This window comes from Enterococcus sp. 3C7_DIV0644 (assembly GCF_002141235.1).
Taxonomy (GTDB): domain Bacteria; phylum Bacillota; class Bacilli; order Lactobacillales; family Enterococcaceae; genus Enterococcus_D; species Enterococcus_D entomosocium.
Genome location: NZ_NGLK01000001.1, coordinates 445,625 through 461,083, shown reverse-complemented (window position 1 = coordinate 461,083; position 15,459 = coordinate 445,625). Strand labels below are relative to the sequence as shown.

Below are 15,459 nucleotides of genomic sequence, written 5' to 3'. Positions count from 1 at the left end.
ATAACATTGGTGACTGGATTGCTTTCAACGATTTCTAAATTAATCGCCATTTTAAAAACTTTAGAAATGTAGTTCACAAATAAAGGGTATTGCTTTGAGGTTCCTGTCTTACTCCATTCAGTTACAACTTTTTGACAATATGCAACTGTAATTTCCTTGATTCCCAAATTACCAAATTTTGGCAGAATATGTTTGTCAAAAAGCAATGTAGTTCTTGATAATGTACTTTTTTTAACATCAGACTTATAGTGCTCTATCCACAAATCATAGACTTCCTTAAAAGTTACGTTATTGGTATTAACTGAAACTCCTTTTGTTTCAATTTCTAGCTCAAGACGAGAGAGGGCCAGTTTCGCCTCTTTTTGTGTCTTAAAACCTCTTTTGGTTGTATACTTCTTTTTTCTGGTGATCGGATCAATCCCCAGATAAGTTTTAAAGTACCAAGCTTTTTCTCCATTTTTCTTTTGATATTGTTTTATCATGGCCATGTTTAATCACCTCTTATTCGAATGTATGTTCTGTTTTTGTTAAAAAATAATAATTAGGCATAGATTATTGCAAAGTCATCAAGTATATGCTGGCAGAGAAGGTCTTTAACATTTCTTTCATATTTGAAATCTAAGTCTGAAGACTCGATAAAATAAATAGGATTGACCTGCTGGGGGGATAGATCATTTACTTCCATATAATCAATCAAAAGTTGATCCAGCATAAAACAATCTGCTTCGTATTCCATTTTAGAGCGGGGGATGGTGAGTTTGTATAACGCCTCAAGATCGTCATGTAAAACACCATGTCCCAGCTCATGATAAATTGATTTTAAAGCATCTAGTTCAGAAAGATTTTGGTTAATCAGAATGACTCTATTTGCCGAATCATAGTAACCATCAATGTCTAAATCTAAAAAGTACAGGGATATACCCTCGGTCATTAATAAGGCTTTCATTCGCTGCATGTGACAATCCACCTTTATCTATCGCTAAATTTTCCTTTCAAAAATGCACGTATGGTTTCTTTATCACGGTCAGTCATTTCCACACCGCCAAAACTTTTCATATTATCAAGTACATCTTCTAAGTCATCGGTATTTAACTTTGTATTATCTGGATCAGGATTGTCTGTCCTTCCCAATAGGTAGTCAGTAGACACATTAAAATAATCAGCTACCTTCTGAAGTGTATCAGCTTTTGGACTTTGGGTTTTCCATTTGTAAATTGAGTTTTTGCCAAAACCAACTCTATTTTCCAACTCTGAAACAGTTATTCCTCTCTTTTTACATAACTTTTTTATTCTCTCTAAAAGCACTGTAGAGCACCCTTTCCAGAGCAAACGAAAAATAAATAAGATTTCTGGATAGAAAGTCGTTGACAAATCTATCCAGTTGTCTTATATTTATTTCGTAAGCTAATTTAATAAGCTAACAAGCAATAAGAAAGAGACCTAGAAAAAATAAACAATTCGACGTCGCCAAACTAAGAATGTTGATTTAATAGGGAAAATTCTATGCTTATTTAACTGTATATAAATATAAGACAGTTGGATAGATTTGTCAATGCTTTTAGCTAATTTTGTTAGCTTACAAATTTTTAAAGGAATGAGGTGAGAAGGATGGAGAAATCAGATGGGAAAGTAGTAGTTGATGTTCATGTGAAAAACAAAGAGGAAGCTAGAAAGTATCAAGAGGCTATCCGAGAAACAGAATTAAATCTTTTGGAATTCATTAACACGACTGTCGAAATTGATGAGACAAAAAACAATCCTGAAATGGTGTCAGCATTAGCAGGATTGCTCAAGGTGGTTAAAAGAATACCCTAATTAGATAAAATTTTTATCTGAGTAACATTTTGTAAATTAATCATATAGGTTGTTTGATATGCGGTCAATCCAACATATATATAGTTAGGATCATCCAGTGGATCAATCAAAGAGTCCGCACTACAAAAATTGTTTTTATCAAAATGAAACTCAATAAATCTTCCCTCTTTAAGGTATTCAATAAGCATGTTTTTCAAAGGCTTTCTCCTTTCAATTTATTTCAACAAATGAGTTGATAGGAGAATTATATCAAAATTCGAAACTATTTTTAAGAAATATAAGAAAGAAGGTGTTGAATGTGTCACAAGATTTCATTGTCAAAGTCAGGATTCAATTAGCGAAGTATGGGAAATCTCAAAATTGGTTAGCTGATACCATCGGAATTTCTAGACCTTATATGTCCGATATTATGAATGGGAAACGCAATCCTGAAAAGCAAATTAAACCAATCGAGAATGCGTTAGCTTCGTTGAAGGAGGGGAATAGCTAATGGATTTGCACATACCAGATGAACAAATTCAGAAGCAAGTGGCATCAGGAATCGTCACTTTAGCAGTAGCTGAGTTTGAGAAACGCATCAAAATGATGACGATAACTGCTGAGTTACCCCCTTATGCAAACAAAGAAACAATCAAGCAGGTCTTAGGTATCGGGGATGTAAAGCTTAATGGATGGATTGATCAGGGATTGAAAATCCAAGTTTGGAGTAAGCAAGATATCCGGATTCGTCGAGAAGCTTTGCAGCAATTTTTAATAGAACATTACGAGGTGTGACTATGCCATATAACTTCGAACAAGAACTTCTGATCGACGGATTAGTCAAAAAAAGGATTCGATCTCTGCAGCAATTGACCCATGATAAGAAAGGTTTGCTTAGTGATCGTCAGCTTGAAACGGCACGTCATGAGTTGAAGCAGTACCAAGATCTGCAGTATCAAAATAGGCTTAATCGCCAAATAAATGTATAGGAGGAAGTATATGAGAAGAATCTATTGGCTTAGACGTACAGCGTTTTTACTTACTGTTTTTGCGATGGGAACATTGGTTGCAGGGGAAGTTCCTACGTGGGTAAAAATCTTATATCCAACAGCCGTGATGATTTGGTTGATTGCATATGATGATGCGATCTTTGAGCATCGCTCTCGGAGGTGGAAAGAAAATGACTAAATCAGAAATTTTAGATTTATTTTATCGGACGATCGATTGGAAGGAATGTTATTACGAAGCGGAAGCTTTGATGGCATCGAGGACAAACTAAGGAGGGAGCGTAATGAAGAGCTGGACCACAAAGGAATTAGCATATGTTCGAAAGAATGCATTACTGGCCGAAACAAATGAAGTTATAAATTCTGAGCAGCTTGCAAAGAAACTAGGCAGAACAGTTTCAGCAGTTATGAAGAAAGTATCTCAAATGAGAAAAGATGGACAGTTACCACCAATAAAAAGAGAAATGGCTTTTGAGAGTAACGGTAGACCATGGACAGCGACAGAAGAAAAGCGGTTGATTGCGATGCATAAGCAAGGGGCTTCTTATGTTGAAATTGGAGAAGCGCTAGGGCGATCAAAAGGATCATGTTCAAATAAAGTCTCAAAATTGCAAGCAGCAGGAAAGATAAAAAAGAAACGAGTTGAGCAGTGGACTAGTGAACAGGTTCAAGTTTTGTTAGATCATGTGACATTTGATCAAAACGGGTATGTATCAAATTATATGGAATTATCTAGAGTCACAGGTAAACAGTATGCTCAAGTTGTGCATAAAGTTAATAATTTGAGGAAAGAAGGGGAAATTCTCACACGTCCTCTTGATGGAACGACAAGCGTCAAGGCAAAAGAATCAATGCAAAAATTTAATGATGCTCGTTTTGCTCAGTACGAGAGAAAGGAGGACGCGAAATTGGAACAACCAATAAAAGAAAAACGCGTAAGTGCTGGCTCACTCAGTATTGAATCCAAAGAAGAACGTGTGATTCATACAGTCGTAATTTATGCAGGCATAGAAACACATACGTACTTCTCAGCAGAAGGAACCAAAATTGCAGAAATACAAAAAGAGCCTACACCAGTTCCCGCTAGTGAAGGCAAAAGTATAACTAATTAAATTCATTCAAGGAGATTATAACATCATGAACGAAAAAATTCAAAAAATGATCACAGAACTAGCATTGGAATGTCGCAAGGAAGATGTCACTTTATCTTTAGCGGCAATTGATGAAACAGGTCTTTGTTCGGTCGCACGATTTGGGAACAATCAAGGAATTGAATCAGCTATTGTCGCCCAAATTGAACACTGGGAACAGAGTGTGAAGGAATGTAATTGCTCAAATTGTAAAAAACTAGCAACTGCAATGCAAGAAGATGAAGAGGTAGAAGACCCCTCAGCTGCTGTTAACGACTTCACTGACAAATTAGCCGCTTTTTTTAGGGGTGATCTTACATGAAAAAAATTATCTTGAAACGACTATCATTGAAACACTTTAAAGGACTTGAAACATTTGAATTTGAGCCGTTAGGCAATAACGCCACAGTAAGTGGCCAGAACGGATCAGGAAAAACAACGCTTGCTGACGCCTTGTTATGGCTGCTATTCGGAAAAGATACTCGAGGCGCAAAATTGAATCCTAAGCCTTTAGATCAGAACAACGACGAGTTGTTAGGACTGGAGCCAACTGTTGAAGCAGAATTGATCATCAATGACACCATGGTTACGCTAAAACGCGTGCAAGAAGAAAAATGGAATACACCACGAGGACAATTAGAAAAAGTCCGAGGCAACGATACAACGAAATACACAATTGATGGCGTGCCTAAGATGGAAAAGGAATGGAAGGCATACCTCGAAACTATTGGAGCAGAGAACATTCTGCAGATGCTATTTGATTCCACCTACTTTATGAAAATGAACTGGAAAAACCGCCGAGAAATCTTGGTCAACATTACTGGATTGACGGACGAAGAGATCATTGCCAAAGATCCAGAGTTGAAGGGTATCGAAAAGATCATCAAGGAGCATACGATCGATGATTACCGCAAGGTGCTTGCGTCACGAAAAAAAGAGATCAAGCGGCAAATCGATGGTTTACCAGCAAGGATTCAAGAAGTAACTGAAATGTTTGCAAAAGCAAAAGCCGATATCGGTGATCAATCTGCAGACGAGATCCAAGAACAAGTATTTGAATACGAGGCAGATGTATCGGAGCTGCAAAGCAAATTGAATGCTATTGCTGCAGGTAATGCGGCACTTGATCACCAAGAAGAGCTATCAAAGTTGAAAATCAAGCTAGCAGAAGCGCAATCCGCTTATCTATCCAGTACCAACATGGAGACGCGATCCCTGCAAGACGATCTGAACAAGCAGCAGCGAATTGTCAACGAAATTCGATCACTGGTGGCTGAGACCGAACACAAAAAGAGTATTCTATCCACTCAAATTGATGAATTGACGGTCTTTATCGATAATCATTTGAAAGAATATTATGCTCTAAGAGATCAAAAATTTGATGAGCACCAAAAAATATGCCCAACTTGTGCGCAAAAATTGCCTGATGATCAAGTTAAGACAATGGTGGCTACATTCCAGCAAAAGAAATCTCAAAAAGAGGAAGATAACGTTGCGCAAGGCAAGGCGGCTAGAGATCGTAAAATTGCAGCTGAAACTGAACTTGTTGAAATCGAAAATGACTATAAGCGATTATCTCAAAAGTTGGTTGAAGCCGAAGCAACACTTAATAAAATCAATGCAGAGCTAGTATTCATCGAAAGTTCGACACAGAAATTCGAAGATACGGATCCTTATAAAAAAATTCAAGATCAAATAAAGATTGTTCAGCAAAAGATCCTGAATGCAACTAATGATACTGCAGTTGAAGAACAGGAGCTAAAAGAACAGATTCGTCAAAAGCGTCAACTTATCGCTGAGGCACAAGCGAAGTTTCAGCGTTTGGCCAGTCTATCGGATTATGAAAACCGCATTGAGGAACTTAAAAAAGAAGATGCAGCTTTGAAGGCGCAGAATCAAGATGTAGAACGTGAACTATTTCTTCTCGACGAATTTACCCGAAAAAAAGTCAGCTATCTAGAAGAGTCCATTAACAGCAAGTTTGAACTCGTCAAATTTAAATTGTTTAATATCTTGAAAAATGGCGGACTCGAAGAGGTTTGCGAGGCGACATACAACGGCATAGAGTACGGAACTAGCTTGAATACAGGCGCTAGGATCAATTGTGATCTAGACATCATCAACACCTTAAGCAAAGAATTTGGGTTGAGTGTACCGGTGTTTGTTGATAACACGGAATCAGTGAACGATCTCCACCAGATTGATTCTCAAATGATCGAACTTCGTGTGGCCAAAAATAAAAACTTGAAAGTAGAGGTGGCGTAATGGAAACTAGTCCACAATTTCAATTTGAAAAAGTAGATCCATCAAGCTATATCAAAAGGGATCTACTTTACAACGCAACTCAATTAAATGAACAACTAGCAAAAGAATTATCCTTGCTACAAGAAGAGTGTCATTCAAGGATTACCACTAGAGTTATTAATTTGGCAATGGCAACGGCCACAATTACAAAACTAGCTGAGCTAAATCAATCTGACTCGGACACAATCATCCAAAATAGAATGGGCCATTGACATCAATGTAAAAGCAGTGACGGCATCGTTTTCTGAGGATGGATTATAAAGTTTGGGCTCATGGGCTTTAGGATTCCGATATAAATACACAATTGTATTAATTAGACTCTTGAGTCCATTAAATTCACTTTTCTCTGACATCGTTTCATTCTTACTGTTACCAATGATGATAGTAGGATTTCTCAGGATGAATACTTCGTTAACTAGAGTCGTTCCATCGAGTTCTAGTCCAGATAATTCTCGAAGGCGTTGAAGCAAACCTTTACTAGCTTCAAGGATGGCATGGAAGTAATTTTCTGAAAAGAGTTCACTTTGACAATATTTTATAACTTCTGGGTGAATATCATATTCAGATAACCTTTCGTTAAACGATTGAAGACGTTTTTGAGCGTCATTGAATGTTTCAACAACCTCGATCACAATAACCTTTCCAGAATCGTTTACTTCAAATCCATAGAACATTAACTGACTATTGATATCACGCAGAATCTTTTTCCAATCATTTGGTTTATCCATGTATAAGGGTGGATTTAAAACGTACTGTATGACAGAAAATAAAGGGGCGGCGCTATTTGTTCTTTTACATTTATCTAGAACAGATTCGTTAATTCTTCGCCACTTTGTTGTTGTATAGTCACGCTCTAACTGATCAAAGTTTGGAAGATCCAAAAGTTCAAACATAGTATCTATTTTTGAACCTGTTAATTCTTCGGCAAGAATCCTTGAGATATGTTCAACAATTACATTATCAATTGGTTTACTCATTTTTTTCACCTCAGGAAAATTATAACAAAGAAAGGAATCACAAAAATGAAAAATCAAAATGAAATTCAAAAAAGAAAAATGGCAGAGCCAGTCGAATCACCATCACTAAATAATATTTGGACAGATCAGAACGCTTTCCAGACGGCTATGCGTATGGCGAATGCTTTATCTGCATCGACAATTGTGCCACGGGACTATCAAGGGGAGGACGGACTGGGAAATTGTATGATCGCGCTTGAAATGGCTAGTCGTTTGAATACAAGCCCGCTCATGGTAATGCAGAACCTTTATGTTGTTAATGGTCGACCGTCTTGGTCAAGCCAGTACATCATCGCGATGATCAACAACTCTAAAAAGTATCGGACAGAACTGCAGTTTGAGTTTGAAGGAGAAGGGGCTACCCTCGCTTGTACGGCTTATGTGGAAGACTATTCTGGAAGAGTGATCAAAGGTCCAAAAATCACCATGGAAATGGCTCGTGCCGAAGGATGGGTGAACAAAAACGGTTCGAAATGGAAAACAATGCCAGAAGTGATGATTCGATACAGAGCAGCTTCATTCTTTGGTCGACTTAATTGCCCGGATATGATCATGGGGCTTTATTCTACCGAGGAAGCAGCTGAAATTGACGCTGACTTTATCGTTGTTGATGAAGTTGCAGATCGGGTCGAAAAAGAGATTATTGAGAATGCGAATAGCGAGGTCTTAGATCCTGAACCTCACAAAGAAGATGATGAGAAGACTGTAGAACGTCATGACAATGCCAACGAAGACGGAGAAATTGAGGAATCTAGCCAAGAGACGTTAGATCTCGGAGAGGAAGATCCCTATTGATTTCAGTAAAAGTTTTCGGATCAGGAAGTAGTGGGAATGGCTATCTTATCGATGATGGCCATTCTCAGCTGATCATTGAGTGTGGGGTTCAATTTAGCAAAGTTCAGCAGCAAATGAGGCACAACTTTTCGAGAGTGGTAGGTGCGCTGATCACTCATGAGCATCGAGATCACTGCAAATATATCAGCAGTCTAATCGATAAAACTGCAGTTGATATTTTTGCGACACACGGCACCATAGATGCTATGTTTGACGATCCGGTCCTGAAGCTGAAAATCCACCATGGTTATCGATTCAACGAACTGCAGTACAAACAAACTCAAAAAATAGGTACTTGGTACGTCACACCTTTTGAGATCCAACACGACGTACGAGAACCTGCAGGTTTTTTAATCGATAATACTGCAGGCGATCGACTCATCTTTATCACGGATTCCTATTACGTAAAGTATCGTTTCCCAAATGTGACCCACATGATGGTCGAGGCGAACTACTCGAAAGATATCGTTGATCAGAAAATGAGCAAAGGTTTCGATCTCAAACGCAAGGAACGGTTACTTGAAAGTCACTTCGATTTTGATCGGACACTCGATTTTATCAAATCAAACAAAAGCGATCGACTGCGAGAAGTTTGGCTGCTGCATTTATCAGATGCAAATAGTCATGAACAAAAATTCAAAGAGGAAACGCAAAAGTTCGTTGGCGTTCCTGTTTATATAGCTTAGGTGGTGATCCCTTATGGCTAAAGGAGCTTTCCAGACGAGTAGAGAGATCTTTGAAAACCCAATATGGACGGATGTCGTGAAGTTTAGAATCTTCTTTTACATTTATGGAAATGCCGTTTACGCCAAAGAAGGGACAGATATTGCAGGCATTCATTTGAATAGAGGGCAGTTTCTAAGATCATATCGAAACCTTCAGAATGATCTTGCTTACATGGAGAAACGAGCGTTTAAAACTTATTCTATTTCGACGATCAAAGATAAAATTGATCAACTGGTGAAAGAAAAACGAATCAAGATTGAAGTTACCGATTACGGAACACTATTTACAGTGCTGAACTACGAGGAATACCAAGGGTTTGAGCGTTATAGTAAATCGTTATCCGAACAGCAACCGAACAGCAACCGAACACTATCCGAACAGCAACCGAACAATAATAAGAAAGAGAAGAAAGAGAAGAAGGATAAGAATAATAATAATAGTCCTCGCAACAAACGCAAAAAGCGCGTTTATGCGGACGATGATCCTAATAAAATTCTCGCAAAGACACTGTTTAAACTGATCAAAAAGAATCACAACATCAAAGATCCCAATCTAGATGAGTGGGCAAACACGATTCGTTTAACGATTGAATCGGACAAGCGAACAGGTAAAGAAGTTCAAGACGTGATTGTCTGGGCGATGCAAGATGACTTCTGGTACAAGGTTGTTTTATCGCCATCCAGCTTGCGTCGCAATTTTGATCAGATGGTCGCACAAATGAATTCAAAATCATTGTCTTCCAAAAAAACTTTGCGTGAAGAAACTTTACCCGAGTGGGCTAAAGAACCTACAGATTACGGCAATAAAAAAACGGAAGTCACAGAGGAAGATCTAAGGAGGTTTCTAGCGGATGCAGGAGACGAAGAGGGATTTTAGTAAACCCGTGAAAATGATCTACACTCTTTTATCAAAAGAACAACAAGAGTTGATGAAATTCCCGCTTGAATCAATGACTGGATATATCAAGGAGACGGGAGATACACAAGGTAAAGGAGCCGAAAAAAGATTTAGAGTATTTATGTTGCTATATCGGCACTGGCTGATCTCAGAGAAAATCGTTCGAGCGGACTTTTTTGGAAAAAGCTTTATTCAAGCAACGACTGACGAGCTATGGGATGAGTCACAACGCCTTTATATAAAATTAAAAGGAGAGAAAGAAAATGACAGAAAAAGAAGTGAGACCATTGGATCTTGATCTATCAAAAATTGATGAAGGATCCGTTCAGGAAAAATTTGAACACGAGATGGAAAAAGTGATCGAGAACATTCTTGATCGAAATACCAATCCAACTAAAAAGCGGTCAATCACAATCACAATCGATGTTTTGCCAAGCAAAGATCGGGATATGTTCGTGTTGGCTACGCAAACCAAATCAAAACTGGTACCTCGTGAAGAAACAGAAACAAAAGTCCTATTTGGACGTAACCAAGATACAGGAATATTGGAGGCCGCTGAGCTGAAATCAGGTGCACGTGGTCAGTTGTTCATGGATCCGGACGATCTAGAAGTCAAGCTAGACACAGGACAACCAGTTGCTGATCTCGAAAAAAAAGAAAATGAACTTGTTGATTTTAGAAAGCGTCAATCAAACTAAAAAAATTGGAGGAACCAACCATGAGTGAAAATATCAAAGATGCATTAAAGTACGCAGTAGATCTAAGTTCAGGTCAGGAGGTTATATACGAGGTAGATGGTCAGACATTTTACGATAATAGCAAAGCTAGTTTACGTAATTTATTCCCGATAGATTATGCGGCACAGCTTGAAGTCAACTCACTTACGGGCTTAACTCAGTATCTGTTATCTTGTTTTGATCAAGAATCGAAGGATCAGCCTGATGAACTTCTCGTACACGTCGAAAGCCCAACAAGAGTCGTTGTGTACAGCCAATTGAACGAAGAACGGAAACGTGAGAGCTTGATTGTCGCTCAAGCTGAATTGCAGAAATACCCATACGATCGTTTTATGGATCAAGAGCGATTTGTCATCAACATCCAGTCATTATTTGACCGTACAGACGATGCAGAAGCAGTTTTACGTTTTGCAAGTGCCATTCGGATTGATGATAGTGCCGACGTTACAGATAATGGGGTAACCCAAACAGCAACCGTGAAAACAGGTGCTAAAACAGTTGCAGAAGGCAGAGTGCCAAGCCCAGCAGCCCTGCGTCCATATCGTACTTTCTTAGAGGTTGAGCAGCCAGAAGGTCAGTTCATCTTCCGAATCAACGACCGTGGTGAATGTGCTCTCTTTGAAGCAGATGGAGGCCTATGGAAATATCATGCAAAAGAGTCTATCGAAAATTATCTTTCAGATGCACTCTCGGAATTAATCAACAAAAACAAAATCACAATTATCCAATAAGACAATAATAGAATCGACGTTCCCGGCGCACATTAAGCGTCTTACGTTGATTTGGTTTCAAATTCGAGTAACAAGTCGAGAAAATGTTAAAGTCACTTAGAATTGATTATAAGGCTGAAAAAGGTGATCGTATGATTTGCAGCAAATGTAAAGGTGAACGAATCCTTTGGAACAAGAACAAATTTGGACGGGCAGTGGCGAACAGCTGCCCGTCCTGTAATAGAAATGGTGATCCAATTAAGAAAGAACTGAAGGAGTGGGGTCTTGAACGCGAAAAAAGGAGTTATTGAGGTCTTTTGGACAAATGTACAATGGCACATGGAAAAGAAAAACATTAAAATGTCGGATCTTGTTAACGGAAAGACGACTGCAGCAAAAAACAAAACTGCAAATATTATGTTGCGACGTGTTCAAGAAATTGCGGATATTCTTGAAATTGACGACTATGCTATTTTGTTCGAGGAAATTGAAACAACGGAGGCAAATGAATGAATGAACTTTCAGTAATAGGCTTTGTTTTTTGCGTGACCATCATTGTAGTTGGTGTAATTGCGTGTAAAAAAGCGTTGGATGATGAATGACATTTTCCTAAAAATTAATGAGCACAAACTAGGGGTGAAACATTGAGAAATAAATATCCGGGATATTGCTATCGTTGTAGCGGATACGTTGAAAAAGGTAAAGGGCATTTTGAAAGGAAAAACGGTCATTGGAGAATTCAACACGCAGATTGCGCAATCAAATACCGAGGAACCAGTATTCAAGGGAATGGTACACGAGAGGTTGGCAATCCGACGATATAGCAGAAAAATACTCTGTCAGCACATGCAATGTTAACACTTTGCCTTTTTTTTAAAATAATGTCCACTTTTATTTTTAAAAAGTGAATAAGGGAGTGTAAGACAAAAAGCAAAATATATCAACAGGAGGAAAAGCGATGAATGAGCTAATTAAAACCTACAAGAACGATCAGAACGAGACTTTGGTGAACGGTCGTGAATTACATGAGTATTTAGGAGTGAGAACAAGGTATAACGATTGGTTCAATGACATGATTCAATATGGATTCATTGAAAACGTTGATTTTACAAGTTTTACTGAAAAAAGAGTAAAACCTTCAGGAGGTCGCCCATCAATTGATCACGCTTTAAAATTAGATATGGCAAAAGAAGTATCAATGATTCAAAGAACTGAAAAGGGACGACAAGCTCGCCAATATTTCATCGATGTAGAAAAACGATACAATGCAGCACCCATGGATAATACGGAATTATTATTACAAACAGCTCTGCAGCACCAACGTGGTTTTGTAGTCGTCAACGAACGGCTTGACCGTCTTGAAACAGAGACGACAATCAATACAAGTCAGCGCCGGAAAATAAAAGGAGCAGTCACATCAACTGTTATTAAGGTATTAGGTGGCAAAAAATCAAATGCCTATCGTGATGCAAGTATTCGATCCACTGCATTTAGTCAATGTTACAAAGAGCTTCGGGAGTTTTACGATGTGGCTTCATATATGGATATCCCTAAGGTCAAAAACGACGAAGCTATGAGTTTTATTCCAAAGTGGCAGCCTAGGCTCGAACTGCAAATTAGGATAGATTTTGCGAATGGCAAATCTGACTTGTGGGCCGAAGATTAATTCCGCAATCGTCAGCGATAAATGAATGGAGGGATACAATGTTGAACATGAAGGTTTTAGATTATCGAATCACTAGTGATGCAAACCAAGTCACTGTGAACAAAGTACGACGAAACGATCAAGAAGCAATTTTGATGATTACTGATAAAGACGGCACGCAAAGAGAGTCGCAAGGACTTGTGGGGCATTACAGCAACCTAATGAAAGCTCTCGTAGCCATACAGCGTGACTACGTGCTTGCAGAAGGTACAGATATACAAACAGTCAAGGAATATAAAAAATCGCTAGAAACGATCACTAGCACGCTAGAAAACAAATTGGAGTTAGGAGAGAAATTTTAAATGGGAAAGACAAAATCCAAAGTGAAAAAGAAAAAACGTCGGCTCCAGCAAAAAGCAGAGGCGAACGGAACCGCAAAAAAGAAATAAAAAAAGCCACTCCCCTGAGGGTAAGTGACCACTGACATGATTATTTTACCATAAAAGGGGTGGCGTTTGTGAGATTTCAGTGGCTTAAAAATTATCAAGACCTAGAAGAGCAAATTCTCTTCATGAAATGGAATCTTAACAAGAGTAGGTTGGAATTAGATCGATGGGTCAACGGTGACTTGGCAAACGTGCGCCTTGAAAAAAATTCAAGATCATCATCGTTGGAAGAAAGCATCAGAATCATAGAGGATGAACTGGAACTGCTCGAAAAAGATAAAATTGAACTGATGGAATTGATTGACTCGTTCAGTGGAGCAGACAATCAGATTGTAAAGTTAAAGTATATCGATGACATGGATGTTTACGATATATCAGATGAGACAGGCTACAGTGTATCTTATATAAGAAAGCGGCATACTGAGATTCGAAAGACATTGTCATTTGTTGATGAGTATGAATCACGGCGAGAGGAACGCTTGAAGAAGCAAGAAGAAATGGACTACTACTCAGCAGACCAAGATCAGTTGAGCTTGTTTTGACATTGCCACAAAATGCGACCTCAAAGCCTGTGTATATTTCTTGATTTAAACGGGTTATAGTAATAGCGTAGAAGAAACGGAGAGCTGGTTTTGGACTACTCACAACAATCCAAAAATCGAAAGGGGGCATAGTCCCCTCGTCGCTTATTCTTCTTAACTTGACTAGAAAGACAGCACAATTTTTTGGAAGAGGTGGATCATCTCATTTCAAAATTCGCTCGTGCTGTCTTTTTCTCTTGGTTTCACATCAAAATCATAAGATACTAATCAATCCTTTTAACACATGATCTGCTTATCAGAGTTAACATGTTACCAACATAAACGAAGGGATTTGATCAAATGAACGCATTACAATTAGCTACAAAAATCAAAAACAATCCTGAGTGGAGAAAAGCTTACGACTGTATTGCAAATGCTAAAAGTTTCGACAAGAAAATGAAAGCTTATCAAAACTTCGAGATAAGGTTTGGCATTAATTTGAATGATTCCATTGGAATTTATGTAAAAGGATTTTTATAAAAGTCTCTCGAGTTAGAGGCTTTTTAATTTTTAGGAGGAATTGTCATGATCACAAGCGAGACTTTGAAAGCAGATGAAATTAGAGAAGGTACGATGCAGGAATTGTCAATTGAAACAAAGGACAGTTTTAATGAGATTATAGAACTTATTTTTATTGGGGACTTGGATGGTGCACTCAAAAGAATTAGAAAACAATATGAGTTACAAGGAGACAAACTGTCTCTGAAGATGGATCCTATCAAATTTCTAGCTTTAGTAAGTATTATTCAGTTAGAAATATCAGCAAAAAAAAGTTAAATTATGTTTTATTTCACTCCGCTAATTGTTAAAATTGACAAAAAGGAGTGATTAATTAGTATGGATGCTACAGAAAAATTAGTTTCATGTACAGTTAGGCTGCAAACAGATATCAGTGTAGGTACGGGATTTTATTACAAAATGAGAGAAGACGAGAATGGAAATTTCAAGCCTGTGATTGTTACAAATCGCCATATGTTTGAAGGTGCCGAAAGACTTAACATTCACATGCGGTGTAAAAGTGAGTCTGGAATAGTAACTTGCGAGTTTCCGATAGAATCTTTGAAAGGTAGCGTAGTCTTTCATCCAAATCCTGATATCGATTTAGCTGTACTACCAATTCCCGGATTGTTTAAAATTGCACAAAATGAAATGGGGATATCCCCCTTAGTGACCTTTGTAAGTGAGGCAGATATACCGACTGATTCAGAGATAAAACAGCTTAGCTCGATTGAAGACGTTATTGCTGTTGGGTATCCGAACGGACTGTGGGATCAAGTCAATATTAGGCCTTTAGTGAGAAGAGGGATCACAGCTACCGATTACAAATTAGACTATGAGGGAAAACCAATTTTTGTTATAGATTGTCAGATATACCCAGGATCAAGTGGGTCACCAATTTTTCTATACGATAAAGGAACACAATTTCATGGTAACGATATCGTTTTAGGTGGACTGAAGGTAAAGTTTCTGGGTGTTAATTCTAGTGTTTTTATTCATAGTATAGAAGGAAAAATCATAGAAAAACCTATTCCAACAAACTACGGAGCAATTACCAATGTACCTATGGGGCTTGGGATAATAATTAAAGCTTGTGAGCTTAAAGAGATAGAGCCCTATTTACCAATCTGATTA

Annotated in this window: 26 protein-coding genes; 21 read left to right on the top strand and 5 right to left on the bottom strand. The window is 38.2% G+C overall.

Going from position 1 to position 15,459, the window contains the following annotated elements; genetic code table 11:
- The 3 genes from A5877_RS02290 to A5877_RS02280 form a co-directional block, all read right to left on the bottom strand.
- The coding region (locus A5877_RS02290) for an Arm DNA-binding domain-containing protein (RefSeq protein ID WP_176273396.1) at positions 1-488 on the bottom strand (488 nt) is incomplete at its 3' end.
- Between the two features lie 53 nt (positions 489-541).
- Positions 542-955 (bottom strand): ImmA/IrrE family metallo-endopeptidase, encoded by a 414-nt coding sequence (locus A5877_RS02285; RefSeq protein WP_086316284.1) that lies wholly within the window; start codon positions 953-955, stop codon positions 542-544.
- 14 nt (positions 956-969) lie between these two features.
- The gene (locus tag A5877_RS02280; protein ID WP_086316283.1) at positions 970-1,305 is read right to left on the bottom strand and encodes a helix-turn-helix domain-containing protein; all 336 of its coding nucleotides are present in this window, start codon (positions 1,303-1,305) and stop codon (positions 970-972) included.
- A gap of 303 nt (positions 1,306-1,608) precedes the next feature.
- Between A5877_RS02280 and A5877_RS02275 the strand changes: the two genes are divergently transcribed.
- A complete protein-coding gene (locus A5877_RS02275) occupies positions 1,609-1,815 on the top strand; it encodes a hypothetical protein (protein ID WP_086316282.1) in 207 nt (68 codons plus the stop codon).
- Here the strand turns inward: A5877_RS02275 and A5877_RS02270 are convergent.
- Entirely contained in the window at positions 1,812-2,012 is a 201-nt protein-coding gene (locus tag A5877_RS02270; protein WP_086316281.1) for a hypothetical protein, read from the bottom strand. The two genes, A5877_RS02275 and A5877_RS02270, sit on opposite strands and share 4 nt — an antisense overlap.
- A gap of 101 nt (positions 2,013-2,113) precedes the next feature.
- On the opposite strand from A5877_RS02270, the gene A5877_RS02265 reads away from it, so the two are divergent.
- From A5877_RS02265 to A5877_RS02235, 7 genes are all read left to right on the top strand, one after another.
- Positions 2,114-2,305: a helix-turn-helix transcriptional regulator gene (locus A5877_RS02265; RefSeq protein WP_042890429.1), complete on the top strand. Its 192-nt coding sequence runs from the start codon at positions 2,114-2,116 to the stop codon at positions 2,303-2,305.
- Positions 2,305-2,589, top strand: a complete 285-nt coding sequence (locus A5877_RS02260; RefSeq protein WP_086316279.1) for a hypothetical protein — start codon at positions 2,305-2,307, stop codon at positions 2,587-2,589. Before A5877_RS02265 ends, A5877_RS02260 begins: the two co-directional genes overlap by 1 nt.
- Before the next feature lie 2 nt (positions 2,590-2,591).
- Positions 2,592-2,783, top strand: coding sequence for a hypothetical protein (locus A5877_RS02255; protein WP_086316278.1), 192 nt, complete (start codon positions 2,592-2,594; stop codon positions 2,781-2,783).
- Positions 2,784-2,793: 10 nt separating this feature from the next.
- Positions 2,794-2,982: a hypothetical protein gene (locus tag A5877_RS02250; RefSeq protein WP_086316277.1), complete on the top strand. Its 189-nt coding sequence runs from the start codon at positions 2,794-2,796 to the stop codon at positions 2,980-2,982.
- Between the two features lie 103 nt (positions 2,983-3,085).
- Complete coding sequence (locus A5877_RS02245; RefSeq protein ID WP_086316276.1) at positions 3,086-3,913, top strand: hypothetical protein; 828 nt, start codon at positions 3,086-3,088, stop codon at positions 3,911-3,913.
- A gap of 25 nt (positions 3,914-3,938) precedes the next feature.
- Positions 3,939-4,253: a hypothetical protein gene (locus A5877_RS02240; protein WP_086316275.1), complete on the top strand. Its 315-nt coding sequence runs from the start codon at positions 3,939-3,941 to the stop codon at positions 4,251-4,253.
- A complete protein-coding gene (locus A5877_RS02235; RefSeq protein WP_086316274.1) occupies positions 4,250-6,196 on the top strand; it encodes an ATP-binding protein in 1,947 nt (648 codons plus the stop codon). Before A5877_RS02240 ends, A5877_RS02235 begins: the two co-directional genes overlap by 4 nt.
- Before the next feature lie 200 nt (positions 6,197-6,396).
- Here the strand turns inward: A5877_RS02235 and A5877_RS02230 are convergent, their stop codons facing one another.
- Positions 6,397-7,212, bottom strand: coding sequence for a TIGR02391 family protein (locus A5877_RS02230; protein WP_086316273.1), 816 nt, complete (start codon positions 7,210-7,212; stop codon positions 6,397-6,399).
- A gap of 45 nt (positions 7,213-7,257) precedes the next feature.
- Here A5877_RS02230 and A5877_RS02225 point away from each other — a divergent pair, with 45 nt between their 5' ends.
- The 13 genes from A5877_RS02225 (at position 7,258) to A5877_RS02160 (ending at position 15,456) form a co-directional block, all read left to right on the top strand.
- Positions 7,258-8,046 (top strand): recombinase RecT, encoded by a 789-nt coding sequence (locus A5877_RS02225; RefSeq protein WP_086316272.1) that lies wholly within the window; start codon positions 7,258-7,260, stop codon positions 8,044-8,046.
- Positions 8,043-8,771, top strand: coding sequence for an MBL fold metallo-hydrolase (locus A5877_RS02220; RefSeq protein WP_086316271.1), 729 nt, complete (start codon positions 8,043-8,045; stop codon positions 8,769-8,771). The genes A5877_RS02225 and A5877_RS02220 overlap by 4 nt, the downstream gene beginning before the upstream one ends.
- Before the next feature lie 13 nt (positions 8,772-8,784).
- Entirely contained in the window at positions 8,785-9,687 is a 903-nt protein-coding gene (locus A5877_RS02215; RefSeq protein ID WP_086316270.1) for a hypothetical protein, read from the top strand.
- On the top strand, positions 9,662-10,006 hold the full coding sequence (locus tag A5877_RS02210; protein WP_086316269.1) for a hypothetical protein: 345 nt from the start codon (positions 9,662-9,664) through the stop codon (positions 10,004-10,006). Before A5877_RS02215 ends, A5877_RS02210 begins: the two co-directional genes overlap by 26 nt.
- Positions 9,972-10,406 (top strand): hypothetical protein, encoded by a 435-nt coding sequence (locus A5877_RS02205; protein WP_086316268.1) that lies wholly within the window; start codon positions 9,972-9,974, stop codon positions 10,404-10,406. Before A5877_RS02210 ends, A5877_RS02205 begins: the two co-directional genes overlap by 35 nt.
- A 20-nt stretch (positions 10,407-10,426) precedes the next feature.
- Entirely contained in the window at positions 10,427-11,176 is a 750-nt protein-coding gene (locus tag A5877_RS02200; protein ID WP_086316267.1) for a hypothetical protein, read from the top strand.
- A 264-nt stretch (positions 11,177-11,440) separates the two neighbouring features.
- Positions 11,441-11,668 carry a hypothetical protein gene (locus A5877_RS02195; protein WP_086316266.1) on the top strand — a complete coding sequence of 76 codons (228 nt, stop codon included), beginning with the start codon at positions 11,441-11,443 and terminating at the stop codon, positions 11,666-11,668.
- A gap of 445 nt (positions 11,669-12,113) precedes the next feature.
- A complete protein-coding gene (locus tag A5877_RS02190; RefSeq protein WP_176273395.1) occupies positions 12,114-12,821 on the top strand; it encodes an ORF6C domain-containing protein in 708 nt (235 codons plus the stop codon).
- A 38-nt stretch (positions 12,822-12,859) separates the two neighbouring features.
- Positions 12,860-13,162, top strand: coding sequence for a hypothetical protein (locus tag A5877_RS02185; RefSeq protein ID WP_086316265.1), 303 nt, complete (start codon positions 12,860-12,862; stop codon positions 13,160-13,162).
- Positions 13,163-13,317: 155 nt separating this feature from the next.
- Positions 13,318-13,788, top strand: a complete 471-nt coding sequence (locus tag A5877_RS02175; RefSeq protein ID WP_086316263.1) for a hypothetical protein — start codon at positions 13,318-13,320, stop codon at positions 13,786-13,788.
- Positions 13,789-14,127: 339 nt separating this feature from the next.
- Positions 14,128-14,307 (top strand): hypothetical protein, encoded by a 180-nt coding sequence (locus A5877_RS02170; RefSeq protein WP_086316262.1) that lies wholly within the window; start codon positions 14,128-14,130, stop codon positions 14,305-14,307.
- 45 nt (positions 14,308-14,352) lie between these two features.
- Positions 14,353-14,604: a hypothetical protein gene (locus A5877_RS02165; protein WP_086316261.1), complete on the top strand. Its 252-nt coding sequence runs from the start codon at positions 14,353-14,355 to the stop codon at positions 14,602-14,604.
- A gap of 60 nt (positions 14,605-14,664) precedes the next feature.
- Positions 14,665-15,456, top strand: coding sequence for a serine protease (locus A5877_RS02160; RefSeq protein ID WP_086316260.1), 792 nt, complete (start codon positions 14,665-14,667; stop codon positions 15,454-15,456).
- Positions 15,457-15,459: the final 3 nt, after the last annotated feature.